This is a genomic window from Streptomyces sp. NBC_01508, assembly GCF_045040315.1.
In the GTDB taxonomy this organism is placed as follows: Bacteria; Actinomycetota; Actinomycetes; order Streptomycetales; family Streptomycetaceae; genus Streptomyces.
The window spans coordinates 1,692,324-1,708,539 of the sequence record NZ_CP109419.1 but is presented as its reverse complement, the minus strand read 5'-3'; the positions used below and the strand labels follow the sequence as shown (position 1 = coordinate 1,708,539).

At 68.7% G+C, this 16,216-nt stretch carries 14 protein-coding genes and 3 pseudogenes; 5 read left to right on the top strand and 12 right to left on the bottom strand.

The annotated features are described in order from the left end of the window. Positions 1-130: 130 nt before the first annotated feature. Both OG700_RS07575 and OG700_RS07570 read left to right on the top strand, forming a co-directional pair. Entirely contained in the window at positions 131-1,573 is a 1,443-nt protein-coding gene (locus OG700_RS07575) for an APC family permease (RefSeq protein ID WP_405610806.1), read from the top strand. A 43-nt stretch (positions 1,574-1,616) separates the two neighbouring features. Continuing rightward, the gene (locus OG700_RS07570) at positions 1,617-1,862 is read left to right on the top strand and encodes a hypothetical protein (RefSeq protein WP_405610803.1); all 246 of its coding nucleotides are present in this window, start codon (positions 1,617-1,619) and stop codon (positions 1,860-1,862) included. A 48-nt stretch (positions 1,863-1,910) separates the two neighbouring features. Here OG700_RS07570 and OG700_RS07565 read toward each other — a convergent pair whose 3' ends face one another. From OG700_RS07565 to OG700_RS07535, 7 genes are all read right to left on the bottom strand, one after another. Continuing rightward, positions 1,911-2,243 (bottom strand): YnfA family protein, encoded by a 333-nt coding sequence (locus tag OG700_RS07565; protein WP_405610800.1) that lies wholly within the window; start codon positions 2,241-2,243, stop codon positions 1,911-1,913. A 48-nt stretch (positions 2,244-2,291) separates the two neighbouring features. After that, the gene (locus OG700_RS07560; RefSeq protein ID WP_405610797.1) at positions 2,292-3,059 is read right to left on the bottom strand and encodes a MerR family transcriptional regulator; all 768 of its coding nucleotides are present in this window, start codon (positions 3,057-3,059) and stop codon (positions 2,292-2,294) included. 585 nt (positions 3,060-3,644) lie between these two features. Beyond that, positions 3,645-5,066, bottom strand: coding sequence for a hypothetical protein (locus tag OG700_RS07555; protein ID WP_405610794.1), 1,422 nt, complete (start codon positions 5,064-5,066; stop codon positions 3,645-3,647). 80 nt (positions 5,067-5,146) lie between these two features. Then, a complete protein-coding gene (locus tag OG700_RS07550; RefSeq protein ID WP_102937725.1) occupies positions 5,147-5,269 on the bottom strand; it encodes a PmrA in 123 nt (40 codons plus the stop codon). Positions 5,270-5,301: 32 nt separating this feature from the next. Continuing rightward, the gene (locus OG700_RS07545) at positions 5,302-6,180 is read right to left on the bottom strand and encodes a site-specific recombinase (protein WP_405610791.1); all 879 of its coding nucleotides are present in this window, start codon (positions 6,178-6,180) and stop codon (positions 5,302-5,304) included. A 295-nt stretch (positions 6,181-6,475) separates the two neighbouring features. Beyond that, positions 6,476-7,882, bottom strand: a complete 1,407-nt coding sequence (locus tag OG700_RS07540) for an MFS transporter (protein ID WP_405610788.1) — start codon at positions 7,880-7,882, stop codon at positions 6,476-6,478. A gap of 97 nt (positions 7,883-7,979) precedes the next feature. Further along, positions 7,980-8,984: an NAD(P)/FAD-dependent oxidoreductase gene (locus OG700_RS07535; RefSeq protein WP_405610785.1), complete on the bottom strand. Its 1,005-nt coding sequence runs from the start codon at positions 8,982-8,984 to the stop codon at positions 7,980-7,982. 90 nt (positions 8,985-9,074) lie between these two features. On the opposite strand from OG700_RS07535, the gene OG700_RS07530 reads away from it, so the two are divergent. Beyond that, the gene (locus OG700_RS07530) at positions 9,075-9,674 is read left to right on the top strand and encodes a helix-turn-helix domain-containing protein (protein ID WP_331743565.1); all 600 of its coding nucleotides are present in this window, start codon (positions 9,075-9,077) and stop codon (positions 9,672-9,674) included. A gap of 289 nt (positions 9,675-9,963) precedes the next feature. On the opposite strand, the gene OG700_RS07525 is transcribed toward OG700_RS07530, so the two are convergent. The 3 genes from OG700_RS07525 to OG700_RS07515 all read right to left on the bottom strand — a co-directional run bounded on the left by OG700_RS07525 (position 9,964) and on the right by OG700_RS07515 (position 12,903). Continuing rightward, a complete protein-coding gene (locus OG700_RS07525) occupies positions 9,964-11,151 on the bottom strand; it encodes a transposase (RefSeq protein WP_405610782.1) in 1,188 nt (395 codons plus the stop codon). After that, positions 11,148-11,669 carry a hypothetical protein gene (locus OG700_RS07520; protein ID WP_405610779.1) on the bottom strand — a complete coding sequence of 174 codons (522 nt, stop codon included), beginning with the start codon at positions 11,667-11,669 and terminating at the stop codon, positions 11,148-11,150. Before OG700_RS07520 ends, OG700_RS07525 begins: the two co-directional genes overlap by 4 nt. A 181-nt stretch (positions 11,670-11,850) precedes the next feature. Continuing rightward, positions 11,851-12,903, bottom strand: coding sequence for a tyrosine-type recombinase/integrase (locus OG700_RS07515; protein ID WP_405610776.1), 1,053 nt, complete (start codon positions 12,901-12,903; stop codon positions 11,851-11,853). A gap of 61 nt (positions 12,904-12,964) precedes the next feature. Here OG700_RS07515 and OG700_RS07510 point away from each other — a divergent pair. Together OG700_RS07510 and OG700_RS07505 are read left to right on the top strand one after the other, a co-directional pair. Further along, positions 12,965-13,609: pseudogene (locus OG700_RS07510) on the top strand (DUF5655 domain-containing protein); the annotation flags it as partial. A 588-nt stretch (positions 13,610-14,197) separates the two neighbouring features. Next, positions 14,198-14,605, top strand: a pseudogene (locus OG700_RS07505) (transposase); the annotation flags it as partial. Here the strand turns inward: OG700_RS07505 and OG700_RS07500 are convergent. After that, positions 14,577-15,203 (bottom strand): annotated as a pseudogene (locus OG700_RS07500) (transposase family protein); the annotation flags it as partial. The pseudogenes OG700_RS07505 and OG700_RS07500 sit on opposite strands and share 29 nt — an antisense overlap. 51 nt (positions 15,204-15,254) lie before the next feature. Continuing rightward, a complete protein-coding gene (locus OG700_RS07495) occupies positions 15,255-15,968 on the bottom strand; it encodes an alpha/beta fold hydrolase (protein ID WP_405610773.1) in 714 nt (237 codons plus the stop codon). Positions 15,969-16,216 lie beyond the last annotated feature (248 nt).

The window sequence follows — 16,216 nt, the reverse complement described above, 5'->3', positions numbered from 1 at the left end:
CGACGCACAACCTGCACCGGCCTCTCAGTACCTACAGAAAGGCCGCCCAGAAGAAATTAGCCCTTCCCATTTCAACCAAGTCCCGGAGCCGTTCCTACGCGCGCCAGGATCAAAACCGGGGGAGTTCTTCATGCGCGCGTCTCCGAGTCGCCGGGCCGCCACCAGCCCAACTCCAGCCCCGGCCACGGACGTCGGGCCCTTCCCTTCCAGCAGCCAACTGCCGCGTACCGTCTCCTGGAAAGCCGCCGTCCCCATCGCCTTCGGCGGCGCCCTGTCCGTCACCGTCTCCTTCGGCGCCATGGCCGGCGAACTCGGCAACGTCTCAATGTGGGTGTGGATCGTCACCGCCGCCGTGGGCGCCCTGCAGTGCCTCCTGGTCAGCGACCTGGCCACCCGCTTCCCCGGCCGAGCTGGCGGCACGGCCCAGTTCGCCTTCAGGGCCTGGCCCCGAGGATCGGCCACCCTGGGCGCCCTGTCCTCGTGGTCCTACTGGTTCGCCTGGATCCCCGCCGTCCCCGTCATGCTGATCCTCGCCGCCAGCTACCTCAAAGCCACCTTCTGGCCCGGCATCAACACCCTGGCTCTCGCCATCGCGATGGCGCTGCTTCTCTACGCCCTCAACCTCGCCGGCCTGCGCCGCAGCACCCAGGCCAACATCGTCCTCGCCATCGTCGCCACGGTCCCGCTCATCATGGTCCTGGCCGGCCCCGTTGCCCGGCCCAGCCACTTCCACGCCAGCAACATCTTTCCCCTCGACCTGCCCCAGGGCGCCCCGAACGACGCGCTGGGCGTGGCGGCCCTGATGGTGAAGTGGGCGTTCATCGCCGCCTGTTCGTCCTACGGCGCCGAACTGGCCTCCACGCTGTGCGCCGAAATCCGCGACAGCAAACGCCACCTGCCGAAAATCATGGCGATCTCCGCACTGACCTGCCTGGCCGCCTACACACTCATCCCGCTTGCCCTGCTCGGCATCGTCGGCGCCGAAGGACTCACCAAGGAACCCACCACCGTCTTCCTTCCCGCGGCCGAAATCCTCCTCGGCTCAGCGGGCAAGAACATCGTCGCCGTCCTGCTCACCGCCTGCCTCATCCTCATCGCCCAGTCCGCGATCATCAGCTCATCGAGGACCGTGTACCAGATCGCCCAGGACGGCTACCTGCCCCGGCCCTTCGCTCACATCAGCCGCCGCGGCGTGCCCACCGGCTCACTGGCCTGCGACGCGGTCGTCATCGCCGTTCTGCTCAGCATCTTCGGCACCAGCGTGCTGGACGAGGTCGCCTCCTCCGTCGTCGGCTACCTCATCGTCTTCATCCTGCTCCCCCTGGCCTACCTAGGACTGCGCGACCACAAGGCAGCCCCACCGCGCGCCCATCACCCCAAGGCCATGACCGCACTCGCCGTCGCGCTCGCCCTGTTCAACACCGTGCTGCTCATCTGGGGCGGCATCCAGTGGGGGCCCAAGGTCATGGCCGTCGGCCTGGCCTTCAGCCTGGCGATCATCCCCATCGCCGCACTCACCCGGCGCTTCGCACCAGCAGCACCCGCAATCGGCAAAGCCGACGCCGACAGCTGAGCCACCGGCCTGCGACCGTTCACATCAGCACACGGGGGTACCAATGTTCAACGCACGATGTTGGCCCTACCTCGGCGTCGCCGCGCTCGGGGCCGCCACAGCTACCAGCGCTGTCCTCGCCGCCTTCGCGCCCACGCCAGAGGACAGCGCCGCCCGGCTCATGGGCGCCCTCGCCTGCGCCCTGATGACCGGCATCGTCGCCGTCACCATCCGCCGCGACCGACACTCCTCACGACCGGCCGGAACGAACCCGCCGTACGAAACGGGCTCCGGGCCCACCGCCGAGTAAATCCGCTGGTCAGCAAGACACCGTGGCGACCGGAGGGGAGGCGAACTGCTAACTGCGCGGCGCGTACATGATCACCCCGACACCGAGGAGGCAGATCAGCACGCCGAGGATGTCCGCCCGGTCCGGACGGTATCCGTCCAGGGCCATGCCCCAGGCCAGCGACCCGGCAACGAAGATGCCGCCATAGGCAGCGAGAATCCGGCCGAAGTTGGCATCTTCTTGCAGCGTCGCGACGAACCCGTAGATGCCCAGGGCGATCGCTCCCGCCCCGATCCATGCCCACCCGCGGTGTTCACGGACCCCCTGCCACACCAGCCATGCGCCACCGATCTCGAACAGGGCAGCCACAACGAACAGCGAAATCGAGCGAACGACGAGCACGTCAACCACTTTCAGGACAAGGGGAAAGGCAAGGAGGGGGAGAGCCGATCAGGGGGCCGGCCCGAACAGTTCGGCGAGCAGACCCGCTCCGTCGGCCGGGGCGCGCACCTCCATGCGCACAACCGGACCGTCCACGTGCAGACGGAAATCGAAGAACGGGCAACACTGCTGCTCGCGGCCCGCGAGCTCCGCCACCACCGCGGTGCGATCCACGGGCAGCACCAGCCGCATCCCATCCGGAATCGGCTCCCGCACCGCACCCGCCAGCGCCTCTTGCCAGCGGTCGGTCCGCGCCTGCTGGTCGTCGCCTGTCAGTGAGCAGGACACCGGCACAGTGCGCCACCGCTCGGCCTCCGTCTCCTCACGCCGCCGCGGGGCCAGATCCACCATCACTGGCGTCCGGCGCCCACTGGCACCGAGGAAGCCGCATTTCGGATCGCACCGCCCGGCCCGGTCCGGCAGAGCGTCCAGGTGCTCCAGTGCAGAGCGCAGAGACGAGGCGAACACCTCCAGCTCCACGATCCGGCTCTCTGCCTCGACAACCCGGGCCGCGACTCGGGGCCTCAGCTCAGCCCGTACGTCCGTACATGCCCCTGTCTCCCACACCCCCAGCAGCTGAGCGATCTCCTCCAGCGGCAGACCCAGAAGCTTGGCCGCACCAATGAACCCCAGCCGCTCCACCGCCTCCTCATCAAAGATCCGGTAGCCGCCGGACGTGCGATCAGCAGTCAGCAGCCCTGCCTTCTCATAGAAACGGAGCGTGCTGGTCGGTACCCCGGTGCGGGCAGCGAGCTGGGAGATCTGGAACGTGGTCACTCCAGAAACGGTAGACCTTCAACCCGAGTCGAAGGTCAAAAACAGCCCCAAGGCCCGTTCGGGCACTGCGCGCGCTGCGGTCCCCACGAGCGGATGTCACGATCGACTCCATCTCGTCAACCAGTACCAACGTCCCGACCTCGGCTATTACACGTGGGACGTGGTCGAAGAAGTACAACTCGGCTAGGTCTCGGGAGCGTTGATGACGCCCCTGGCCGGGGGGAAGCTCCTGGGCGAGCGCGAACAACGCCGTACTACGGCCTTGGCGCGACTTGACGCCCACCCTGTGAAGTCGTCGCAGCAGCTGCGATTCGTGAATCGGCCGACCTACTGAGCGGCCGGGGAAAAGCCAGTCGCCCTCGTGACGGATCAGGGTGTCGGTACACCGTGATGCGACCAGGTCGAGCATGAAGCGGTCCAGTGGCGCCGGTAGCCGGATGGGCTGGGCGCCCAGGTGGAGCAGAACGTGGTCGTCGTCCTGAGTGAGGCGGTCCGTGGTCAGGCGGTGGATACTGCTGACCGTCTGCGCGTACAGCAACACGAGAAGTCCAGCGACGCGGTCCGCCGTGGCGACGGACTCGTCGTTCAGCAGCCGCCGGGCGCTGGCCCACCGCTCGTCCTGGTCGTGCGGGCCGGCCGGCCCGTCCAGCGGATCGCCGGGGACTTGATGCCAGCTGGCGCGTACCTGCGGCGCACCGCCCACCGGACGAAAGCAGAGCACTTCTTCGGGTGCGCGGGCTTGGTGCTGAGGTAGCTGTCGACGTCCGCCTGCGTGCATCCGCTCAGCGACTTGCCCCGGCCTTCCAGCCAGCGCAGGAAGCCGTCAGCGCCGGCCAGGTGGGCTCGGACATTCTGGATCTGCTGAACGCTGGCCGACTTGTCCTTCAGGCGTCCACGCAGACGCCGCATCAGGTGCCAGAGGATGAAGCCCCGCAGGGCTCGCGGGTGCTCGCCCGGGGTGTACCGGTCGAGCGTCTCTTTCACTTCTCGCTCGAGCCGCACCAAGCCTTCGTCGCGAAACTCCAGAGCGCCGACAGAGACCAGCATGGAGCGGAAGTGGTCGAGCGTCCTACTCCGCGGCATGGCGTCAAGCGCAGCGTGGTTGACCTGGGAGTGCTCGCGCACCAACGCGGTGATGGTGGACTGGACGTTCGTCTTCCGCAGCCAGGTGAGCGCGTAGACCGGACGGTCGACCTGGACCAGGCGCTCACGAAGCCGGTCGAGCTCGGGTGCGACGGTGCCGTCGTCGGCCGCGAAGACCTTGCGCAGACGGGCGTCGAGACTGCACCGGGTACAGGGAGCGGTCGTCAGCTGCCACGTCGTGCTGCAGATGCGGCACCGTTTCCAGAAGTCCGGATCGGGGTTGACACAGCGGGCGCACAGCGGCTCCTTGAGCGTCCCGCCTCGGACGAGGCTGCCGTCACCGCACCTGGAGCAGACGATCCAGTGCCCCTTGCACAGGTCACACAGAGGCTTTCCGGTGGCTCGGGAGATGGTGCCCCGGCCAGTGCGTCCGCAGATGCCGCACACACGCTCGGTCCGCGGGCGGCACTGCAAACAGATCGGGCCGGCAGCGGTCCGTCCGTACACGCGGCGCCGAGTTCCACATCCGGCGCAGGTCTCCAGGTTCCTCGGGTCACGTGCCCAGCAGGAGCTGCAGAAGGGGTCGCCGTTCTCGTCGCAATGGCCGATCGGCTTCTGCTTGTTGCAGCGGGAGCACAGCGAGGCCCCCGCTTTCGCCGCGCAGTTGCCGCACACGCGTACCGCTCCGAGCGGACGCTTCAGCGGGTTGGCGCGACCGCAGCTGGGGCACGGCGGGACGACCACCGACGCGGCCCCGGCCGCGCGCAACTCTTCGAGGAACCGCAGAACCCCCTGAATCGGTGCCGACGCGCCCTCGCCGGTGAGGAGTTCGGGACGCTCGATGGCAGCGGCAGCGATCTGGCGGCGCCCGATCGGGCGCTGGTGGGCACGCTCCAGAGCCCCGAGAATCAACTCAGCGTTCACCTCCGGAGCAACCCGGGGTGTGACCGAGATACGCGCCAAAGGGGCAACGGGATGATCTTGAAGTTCTGATGCCCTCGGACTCACCTGCGGCGGCGGGCGGCAGGGTCGCGTTCGGCGACGTGTCGGGCGACCGAGTCGACGCCGGGGCGGGCGTATCGCTCCAGGGAGCGGACGGAGGCGTGGCGGGAGCGGGCCAGCAGCATCGGGGTAGAGGTGCCGTCCTCCGCGTCGTGCGTCAGTGCACTGTGACGTAGCCGGTGAAGCGTCCAGCCGTCCAGATCCTCGATGTCGTCGGGTGAGGCGAGGGGGTTGGCCAGCAGCCGGGTGTTCTCCTCGAAGATCTCCTCAGCGCGGCGGTAGGAGAGCCGGGCCCGGCCGGTCTCTGGGCACACGTCGAGCGTCGGCGTTCCGGCCGGGGCCTTGCGGTCGGTGAGGAACAGCGGGCCGCGCGTACGGCGGGCGATGAGGCGGGGCAGCAGTTGGGCGGTGCCGGACTGCGGTGAATCCACTCGGTCGCCCCGCCCTTGGCGGTGATCCTGCCGCGCTTGTCCTGCGGGTACAGGTCCTCCACGTTCAGGCACAGCACCTCGTCGGCCCGTGCGGCGGACTCGTAGAGCATCTTCCACTGCGTCTTCTCCCGCAGCGCGACGTCGAGGCGCCACAGGGCGGCGATCTGGTTCTCCGCCAGGGCCTTGGTGCGGTCCGGCGGCGCCGGCCGACGCTCGATGCCGATCGTCGGATCGCAGGCGATCCAGCCCTGGCGCTGCCACCAGCCGATCGCCTTGCGCGCGATGGACAGCTCCCGGTTGACGGTGTCGGCGTCCATCTCGTCCGCCCGCGCTGCCGCCAGCTCGGCCAGCACCTCCGGCAGCGCCGGGTCGTCGATCGCGGCGACGGGGAAGACGGGCGGCTTCGCGCCCCGGCGGGCGGGTCCAGTCGGCGCCGGTTCGCCGGCGAGCATCCACCCCCACGTCGTGAGCGAGATCCGGTAGATCCGCGCGGAGGACTTCGCGATGCCCGCGCCGGTGAGGTACCGCTCGACCGCCGCGGTGTACGTGGCCAGAGGGGCCGGACATGGGCGCGACGCGGGCCCGCGGCAGCCGAAGCGCGCCACCTGTCCCGAGTTCGGTCACTGGTTCGATTGTCACGCCCGCCCTGCCCTTCCGGCACTGCCGCAGTAAATGCGTACACCTCGCTCCGGCGGCCGGATTGGTCCGCCACAGGTCGCGGTGATCACGGCAGGGGCTCCGCCGCAGTAGATCCGGTGTTTACTGCGGCAAGCAGCTGGCGGGGGCGGGGCCGTCACCCGCACGTGTCCGGTGAGGCCGGGGCAAGTACACGTGTCGCCCCACCAAGCGCGCCGTCGGTCGAAAGGTCGCACCTCTGCGGCTGAACCTGCGAACGGTCAGCTATGAGGGATCGCGTGTTGCGGTGAGGGTGGTGCGGCGGTTCAGCATGAGTGCGGCGAGTGCGGCGGCCAGGTAGATGGCGGCGGCGGTGGAGAAGGCCCAGGCGTAGCCGGTGACCGTGTCGGTTTGTGTTGCGGCGACGGACATGAGTGCCGCGAGGCCGACGGTGGGGCCGAGTTCCATGGCGGTGTTCATGGTGCCGCCTGCCAGGCCGGTCTGGTGCGGGGGTACGTCCGCCGTGGACAGGACGGCCGCTCCGGAGAAGATGAGGGAGGTGCCGGCGGGCAGGAGAACGAGGCCGGGCAGGAGGCCGAGGGCGAAGGTGGTGTCGTGGTCGATGCCGGCGAGAAGCGCGAGTCCGGATGCGCCTACGAGGAGACCAGCGGTAGTGACGCGGACCGCTCCGAATCGTCCGACCAGCATTCCCGCCGCGCGGCTGGTCGCGATCAGGGCGACGGTGAAGGGTATGAACGCGCCGGCTGTCGCCAGCGGTGTCCAGTGGTGTTGTTGCTGGAGGTAGAGGGAGAGCAGAAAGGTCACCACTCCGGTGCCGGCCGACGCCAGGAGGATGCCGGTGAGCCCGAGGACGCGGCTCGGCTTCCTGATGAACCCGGGCGGCAGCAGCGGCTGACGGACCCGGCGCTCGACCGCGAGGAATGCCGAGAGCAGTACGGCGCCTGCGGTGAACGGGACGAGCACAGTGGCCGAGGTCCAGGGGTGATCGCCGCTGACGATCAGGCCGTAACTGCCGACGGAGATGCCCAGGGTGGCGAGCACGGCCCCTGCGGGGTCGAGACCGGGTCGGGGCCGGGACGTCCCGGCGGGCCCGGACGGCAGCAGCCGCCGCGCGACAGCCAGGGCGAGGATGGCGACGATGACGGGTACGGCGAACATCCACCGCCACGACACCCAGGTCGTGATCGCGCCGGAGGCGACGGCGCCGACAGCCGCACCGAGCACGGACACGCCGCCCCAGGTGGCCATCGCCCTGCCGAACGCGGCCGGCGCGGGGTACAGCGCGCGCAGCACGGCGAGGGCCGCCGGGGCGGCCATCGCCGCGCCGATGCCCTGAGTGAAGCGCACCGCCACCAGAGCCTCGAAGGCGGGAGCGAACGCGGCCGTCGCGGAGGCGAGACCGAATACCACCAGCCCCGTCATGAACATCCGGCGCCCGTTGTAGCGGTCCGCGAGCCGCCCGCCGAACAGGAGCAGTCCGCTGAAGGGCAGCCCATACGCGGCGTTGACCAGCACCAGGTCCGCCGGGCCGAGGCCGAACTCGCGTCCGATGTCCGGCAGCGGGACAGCGATCAGGGTGATGGTGAAGATCAGTGTCGCCTGAACGACAGCGAGCACGGCGAACGCGAGAGACGTCCGAGGCGGCTCGCCGGGGTCCTCCTTCGCTCTCATGTCTTCACTGCCAGCGGGGGACACGATGTGAGGGAGGGCGTCCACGGGCTCTGCGGGCATGGTTCGGAGTCCTTCGGGGGTGATGGATTCGGCAGTTCTAGCGCGAGGGCGGGGACAGGAGGGCGGCGGCCGGGGCGGTTGCCGTGCGACGGTCCGCGACGGCCCGTTCGGTTTCTTCGTCCACCAGGTGGTGGTTGATGGCGAAGCCGGCCGCCGCGCCCATGCCGGCCGCGGTGACGACCAGTGCCCGCGGATCGGCGACATTGCCCACCGCCCAGACCCCGGGCGCGCTGGTGCGGCCCGAGCGGTCCGTGATCACCCAGCCGCTCTTGTCCCGCTCACAGCCCAGGCCCGTCAGGAGGCCATCGCGGGGCACCATGCGCGGTGCGACGAACACCGCGTTACGGGGCACCACCCGGCCCTCGGCCAGCTCGACCCCGCGCAGCCGGTCCTCGTCCACCACCAGCCTTTTGACCATGCCGTCTGCGACGCGCACACTGCGGGCCGCGAGCCGCTCGCGCTCGTCGCCGGTCAGATCAAGGGTGTGGGAGAAGAGGACGACGTCGTCCGACCACTGCCGCAGCAGGAGCGCGTGGTGCACCGAGCCCGGCCCCGTGCCGAGCACCCCGATCGGCTGGTCGCGGACCTCGTACCCGTGGCAGTACGGGCAGTGCAGCAGGTCCTTGCCCCACCGCTCGCGGACGCCGGGGATCGCGGGCAGCTCGTCGCGCAGCCCGGTGGCCACCAGCACCCGGCGGGCCTTGAGCACCGGGCCGCCGGCCAGGCGCACGAGAAAGCCGGAATCGATGTGATCCACCTGGCCTTCGATCAGGTCCACTCCGTACCCGGCCACCTCCGCCCGGCCCACCTCCAACAGCGCCGCCGGAGACATTCCGTCCCGGGACAGAAAGCCCTGCATATGGGCGGCTGGGGCGTTGCGCGGTTCCCCGGCGTCCACCACCGCCACCTGCCGACGGGCCCGGGCCAGTACCAGGGCCGCGTTCAGCCCACCGGCCCCCGCACCGACCACCACCACGTCGTACACGGAATCGTTCCGTGCGTCGTTGTTCTTCGTATTGCTTCCGTCGATCACATCGTTCACGGTGACCACCTCCGCCCACAGGCTGCGATCACCGCCCGCCCAGAGCAACATTTGTTGCCATTTCCGGGACGAGGATGTGCAATAGGAAGCGTGGACCACTCACCCGCCATCACCCGAGCCCTCGCCGAAGTCGGCCCCCGCCTCCAGCGCCTGCGCACCCAGCGCGGCGTCACCCTGGCAGCGCTCGCCGAGTCCACCGGCATCTCCAAGAGCACCCTGTCCCGCCTGGAGTCCGGCCAGCGCCGCCCCAGCCTGGAACTCCTGCTCCCCATCGCCCAGGCCCACCAGGTCCCCCTGGACGAAATGATCGGCGCCCCCGAAGTCGGCGACCCCCGCATCCGCCTCACGCCCCAGCGCGTGAACGGCAACATCGTCCTGCCGCTCACTCGGCAGCCAGGCCCGCTGCAGACCTTCAAAATGGTGCTCCCGGCCACCCGGAGCACACCGGAACCGTGCACCCACGAGGGCTACGAGTGGCTCTACGTCCTCTCCGGGCGTCTGCGCCTGACCCTGCCCGGTCATGACCTGGTACTGAACGCGGGCGAGGCAGCCGAGTTCGATACGCGGCTGCCGCACTGGTTCGGCAGCACCGGTGACGGCCCCGTCGAGATCCTCAGCCTCTTCGGCCGCCAAGGCGAACGCGTACACGTACGCGCCAGATCCCGCCCCCTGGACAAACCCGACCACTGACCGCCGCCCGCCACCCCCTGGGGCCTGCCGACGAACCGGTGCCTGCCTCGCGGCGCTTGGCTGGCGATCACAGTCGTTAACACCTATGACGGACGCAGATGACCAAGTATCCAGGACACCGACTACATGATCAACGGCCCTTACCAGTCTCAACCCCCTGCATCGCACCTACCCGTGCCTGACATAGCACGGCCGGACAAGCGGCACCCGAAGCCATAAGAGGTGGCTTCGGGTGCCGCTTCGGCTGTACGGCCAGTGCACACGAGGGAGAAGACTCTGGGGCGGGCGGTCAAGCGGCCTGGCCGAGGCCGGCGGCGGTCAGGTCCTGCTCGCGCAGCGGGGTGAAGTCGACGTCGAGTTTCGGGTCGTACGCGTCGGGCTGGATGCCGAGTTCGTGCGTGCTGTACTCGCCGAACCGGTTGATGTGCTCGGTCAGGTACGGCGAGATGTGGGCCAGGTCCTCCGGGTCGATCTTCCAGCCCTCCTCCAGCAGCTGACGGACGATCTCCGCGATGTCCAGGGCGTTGTGGAAGATCACCGCGTTCGTGAGCAGGGCGTTGAACTTCATCGCCTTCTTCTGCTCGATCGGGTCGTTGTCGGCGATGACCCCGCGGTTGCCGAAGCCGATCCACTGGGAGAACCGGTTGAACGACTCGACCTTGTTCGTCGCCGCGGTCACCCGCCGGCGCAGCGGCGCGTCGGTGAGGTAGCGCGGCAGCTGCACGGTGCGGATCACACGGCCGACCTCGCGGAACGCGGCGTAGGTGGCGTTCTTCTTGGAGCCCGACCGCAGCCGCTTGAGCAGCGTGGACGAGGAGATCGCCCCCTCGCGCACCGAGACGGCCACCCGCATGAGGTGCCGGAACTGGGACTCGATCAGGTCCCAGTCGATGACGTTCTTGCCGGGCTCGCCGAACAGGGCGTCGACGTGCACGTACTCGCTCTGCTTGCTGGGCCGGTAGAAGGTGGAGTCCTTCCAGTTCCGGATGCGGGGCATCAGGTCGAAGCCCAGCAGGTGGGCCAGTGCGAACACCGGGAAGCTCTGGCCCTGCGTGTCCGCGTGCACGGTGGTCGGCTGCACCTCGGAGGTGTTCTTCAGCAGGCCCTCGATGATGTAGACGGCCTCCCATACCCCGCACGGGATGAAGTGCGTGAACAGCGCGATGTAGGTGTCCGAGATGTGGTGGTAGGCGATCCCGCCCGGCTTGCCGTACCGGACGGACGTCTCGGCGAGCAGGTTGTCGAGGTAGGTGTCCATGTGGGTACCGTCGGCGGCCACCGCGGTGCCGTCACCCCACGCCTGGGAGATGTCCAGTTGGGCGTGCGCGTTGACCAGGTCGGCGATCGCCTCGTTCAGCGGCACGATCGAGAAGTGCCGGTTCGCCGTGTACGACAGCTCGTGGCCGCTCACGCCGGGGATGTGCCGGGCGGCCTCGTACGGGCCCATGTTCGCGCCCTTCACGAACGTCGTGATCACGTAGCGGCCGAAGGGGTCGGGGAGCTTCGGCTCGTTTCCGGAAGTTCCTCGCGCGTGAACGGGCGGGCCTCGGGGTCGCCCTCGTAGCCCTGAAGGTGCGAGATGGTGTTCCACTCGTGGCAGACCGCCACGGGATACGTCCCGAACTGCTCCTCGCAGACCAGCGCCCAGTCGTAGCGGGGGTCGATGAGGTACTCGGAAAACAGTCGCACCGTGCCCTGGTAGCCACGCACCGTCGAAGGCGCGAGGCTCTTCTCCGAGGTCAGGTTGGCCGACCACTCGTCCATGTGGGCCGGCGTCCAGAGCCACGGGTATTCGTTCGTGTACGTCTGGAAGGCGCGTACCAACTTCTCGCGCGGCTCGTACGTGCCCTTCTTGAGGTTGCGGGCCTGTTGCTGCGACCTCCAACCGTTCAGGGTCGCTTCCCACGCCGTGTCCTCGGGCCGAAAGCGCAGCCGCCCGGAGATGAGCTCCAGATTGGCCGATCCGGCCAACTCCGTACCCGGTCCTCGCATCACGAGTCGATCCTTCTGATGCTCAAATCATGCATCAGAAGGGATCGTTCTGCCAAACTTCCAGGCCGGAAAGGGTAGTTGGGACCATGCACGAGTAGGATCGAGGTGCTCGTCCATCAGGCGACCAGCGCGAACGCTCCCATCTGATGCAATTCCCGAGCCTTGAGGTAAAGCTGCGTCGTGGTCAACTGAGCGTGACCAAGGACGAATTGGACATCTGTGAGAGGGAGACTGGGGTCCTCGGCCATCCGATATCCGGCAGTGTGCCGCAGCGCATCAGCGACGCGGAAGTTCCTGCCTTGGCGTTCGCCCGTTCGAACATGTGGTGAACCGCGTGGTAGGTCAACGGCCTCGACGGCGAGCGCGGGGTCCACCACAGCGGGAGACGCCGCCCGCGCGGGATCGCATCGTCCATCTCCAACTGGTAGAGCCGCAGCCAGACGAACGCATCGGTCGAGGCAGGAAGTTCCTGGACCTCGCCGGTACCCTTGCGGACCACCGAGATCAGCTGGCGCCCCGGATCAACGCCGGCCTGCCAGGTGCTGAGCAGTTCGCTGGCACGTGCACCGGTGGAGACGTAGAAGGCAACCAGGGCCCGGTCCCGGTGCGAAGGAAGCCGGGTGAAGATCTCGTTGAACTGCTCGTCAGGGACGCTGCGAGGCACCCTGGTGGGCACTCTCGGCCGGTAGAGCCCGGCGCGTTCGTTACGGGCCGGGTCCATCGGGTTGCGATGGGCATGAGCCCGCCGGCCGCGTCGTGCTCGGTCCAGCGGGAACGGGTTGAGGACCGGCCCGGTGCCGATGTCGCGGTGGTAGTCGTAGAAACTCCGCAGCACTGTCTCGCTGTGTGCCCGCACCGACGGTGCGTACGCCTTGCCCCCTGCGGCCCACCGGCCCGCTTCGCTCGGGCGTCGCCAGTGCGTACGCCTCGGCTGCCCGGCGACCTGAAGCCGGCGGGAGAAGTCCCTCGCCTCGATCCGGCTCGCTCGGTCCCACGGCACCTCGATAGCCCAGAGGAAGCGGAACCAGCGCAGCAAGTCCATCCCGTAGGAATGGGCCGTCGCCGCCGAACGGCCGGCTCCCCGCAGGTCGCTTAGGAAGGCGCGAGCCCCCTCGACCGGTTCTCTGGCAGGATCGATTAGCCGGTAGGGCTCCGCCGGATCATCCATGGCCACCAGTTCCCCGACCAGGGGGACGGACAGGCTCGCCAGGTCTCGAGATGCCTCCATGGCCGACACAACGATGTCTCCGCCACAAGGTCACTGACCTGCGAAAACTGCGCCAGTAGTCAGAAAACAGGTCATCAATCAGGGCTTGTTCTATCTCTCGTGGCTGGTGGACCACCGCCGCGAGTTCGAGCACCTGGTCCGCGACCGGCTCGGGAGCACGGCCGCGTCCCAGGTGCTGTGGAGCGGGCCGCGCCTGATCTGTATCGCCGGCGACTTCACGCGCTACGACGTACACGCCGTACGCGAGCACCGCCGGTCGATCGACCTGGTCCGCTACCGACTCTTCGGCAGCGACCTGCTCGGCCTGGAGACCGTGGCGTCCGTGAGCGGTGGGACACAGGCACCGCGGCGTGCGCGCCGGCAGGCGGTCGCATGGGCGGCAGCCGACGTGCAGGGTGCGTCGTTGGTCGAGCTGGCGGATGCGGTTGACGAGGCGCTGCTGGACCTGGGGAACGGTGTGAAACGCATCCAGCGCAAGCAGTACCGGGCGTATCAGCGCCTGCGGAACTTCGCGTGCGTCTGCTTGCCTCAGCGGAGCAAGCTCCTCGTCTACCTCAAGGCCGACCCGAAGAGGGTCGACCTCGTTCCCGGGTTCACCCGGGATGTGACGGGGCTCGGCCACCACGGGACGGGCGACCTGGAGGTGCGGCTCCGCACGCCGAGGGACGTGGAGCGGGCGCGGGATCTGTTCCGGGCGAGCTACGCAGCCGCGTGATCGCTCGACGGCACCCTGGCCGTGAGCGTTTCGCGGTTTGATTGGTGGTCGTCGGATGGTGCCTTTCGACGTACGGGCAGATCGTGGCGGTGGACTATCAATGATCCGCGGGTTCGCCGGTTTGGTGAACCGGCGACCCCGCGCTATGGTCCGTCGCCCTCACCCTGCTACTCGGGTGATCAGCGTGTGCGGTCAGCCCGCGGGGGCGAACACTACCGCTGGGTTGCCCGGGGGCCTGGTACCGAAGCTCGTATGCCGATCCGCGCTCAAGATGCGAGTCTTCGGGCACTGCCGTGCAACCCGTTGCACGGTCACGGCGGAGCGCTAGGGCGTGTTTCGAAAGTCCCGCCTGGCCGACGACGCCTGGCACGCGCACTCGCCGCGTTGTCGGAATCATCCAAGTACGTCCAGTACGAGAACGATCCTCCGCCTTGCGATCGCACGCACCAGACGCCGTCGGCCCCGCCCTTCGGGCGGACGGCGCTACTTTCGCAACACGCCCTAGTCCTCTGACCGCGTAGGTTCGCCGGGTTGGTGGTCGTGGCGGTTGGATGTGCGGTGACGTCCGATCCGACCGCTGGAGGCGCGGTGGCCGAGCCCGTCCGTGTGCGCAGACTGACCGACCAGGAGGGGCAGAAGCTGCAGCAGATCGTGCGCCGGGGCAGCACCAGTTCGGTGCGCTACCGGCGGGCGATGATGCTGCTGCCCTCGGCCGGCGGGAACCGCGTCCCGGTGATCGCTCGGCTGGTCCAGGCCGACGAGGACACCGTGCGCGATGTGATCCACCGCTTCAAGGAGATCGGCCTGGCCTCCCTGGACCCTCAGTGGGCGGGAGGCCGTCCCCGCCAACTCAGCCCTGACGACGAGGACTTCGTCATCGCGACGGCCACCACCCGCCCGGTCAAGCTCGGCCAGCCGTTCACCCGCTGGTCGCTGCGCAAGCTGGTCGCCTACCTGCGCAAAGTGCACGGAATTGCTCGGCGATGCCCTCGGTGCGCATCGCGGTCTGATCGTGCATTCTTCCGGGCCGGTCGGCCCCGGACCACAGGGTTCGGCCTTGGCCGTCGCTGATCGTGGTGGTCTTCACGGTGTTCTGCTTCTTCTTGCCGGAGACGAACGCGCAGCGGCCGGGCCGGTGGGCCCGGGGGCGGCGGACCTGGGTCTCGGTACCGTCGATCCGCAGCTTGACCCCCTCAGCAGCGGCGTAGGCGAACACATCGGCGAGAGTTCGCAGCCGCAGACCGGGCCGGTCGGGGACGGCGAAACCTCGGTCGCCGAGCAGCGGCCGGAGTTCCCCAATGGCCTCGGTGATGGTGGAGCGGCCCACCCCGTACAGTTCGGCGAGCGCGGCGTGCGGAAGCTGGGTGCGCAGGTGGACCAGCATGACCAGCACCCGGTCGGTGAACACCAGCTCGTGCTTGCGCCCGGCCCCGGCCTGCCGACGGCGCTCCCCACCACGGCGGTCACGCAGCGCGGACTCGCGTCGCGCCTGCCACGGTTTGGCCAACTCCTCGATCAAAGCGCCGAGATGTGCACGGGAGAGGCCGGTGAAGGCAGGATGGGACAAGGACGCACGGGCCCACTTCTTGGTCACACTCGAAGAACCCGTGCGGCCTCCTTCACGTCACGGCCGGGGACGTCGGGCTCATGGCTGACGGGCGGGACGGGAGTCCTCCCCCGAAAAGAGGAACGCCGAAACCGCCTCGGCGAACGCCTTGGGCGCTGCGTGGTGGATCAGGTGTCCGACCGGGATGGTGACCATGTGTCCGCGGGGGATGCGGCGGGCCAGCTCGGCGATGCCGTCCTGGGGCACATGGCTGCGTGGACCGCCCGCCAGCACGAGAGTCTCGGCGGTGATCTGGCTGAGCCGCTCCAGCCACCTCGGGTCAGGCAGGTCGATCTGCCTCCGGACGGCCAGCACCATCTCCCAGTCGAAGGCCAGGTCGCCGTCCGGCCTGGTCGGGGTGGTCGGCTCCCGGGGACGCGGAACCGGAACGTCCTCCAGGACGAGCCGGCTCACCCGCTGCGGATGCTCCTGAGTGAGCAGGTAGGCCACGACCCCGCCCATGGAGTGCCCGATCAGGTCCACCCGGCCAAGCCCCAGTGCCTCCAGGAACCGGAGCACATCGGTCTGCATGAGTTCAAGGGAGTAGTTCCCTGGCCAATCGCTTTGGCCGTGACCGCGAAGATCGAGAGCGTATACCCGTCGGCTGCGGGCGAGGGCAGGTGCCACCGCGTCCCAGTCGGTGACGTCCTCGCCCAACGCGTGCAACAGGACGAGCGGGGCAGCGTCCAGCGGACCCGACACCTGATAGGCCAGCCGGATCCCTCCCACATCGACCGAGCGGTGATCAACCATGTCCGGAGGATACGTGCAGGTCCTGCCGAAGGATCGGCGTTCACCAGCGGCCGAACCCCGCTACCTGTCAGCACCTCGGATCCTCCAGCCACACAACCCTGGCCCCGATCTTCAATAGCCGACCACGTCGTAAGAAGCAGCAGCGTGTCGGATTCATTCAATCCTGCCACCTGCCACAAGGGCAGCACACGGGGTTCGTTCCCTTGCGGGCTGCGACGCTGCGCAGGTATGGCTCGGCGGCCCCGACG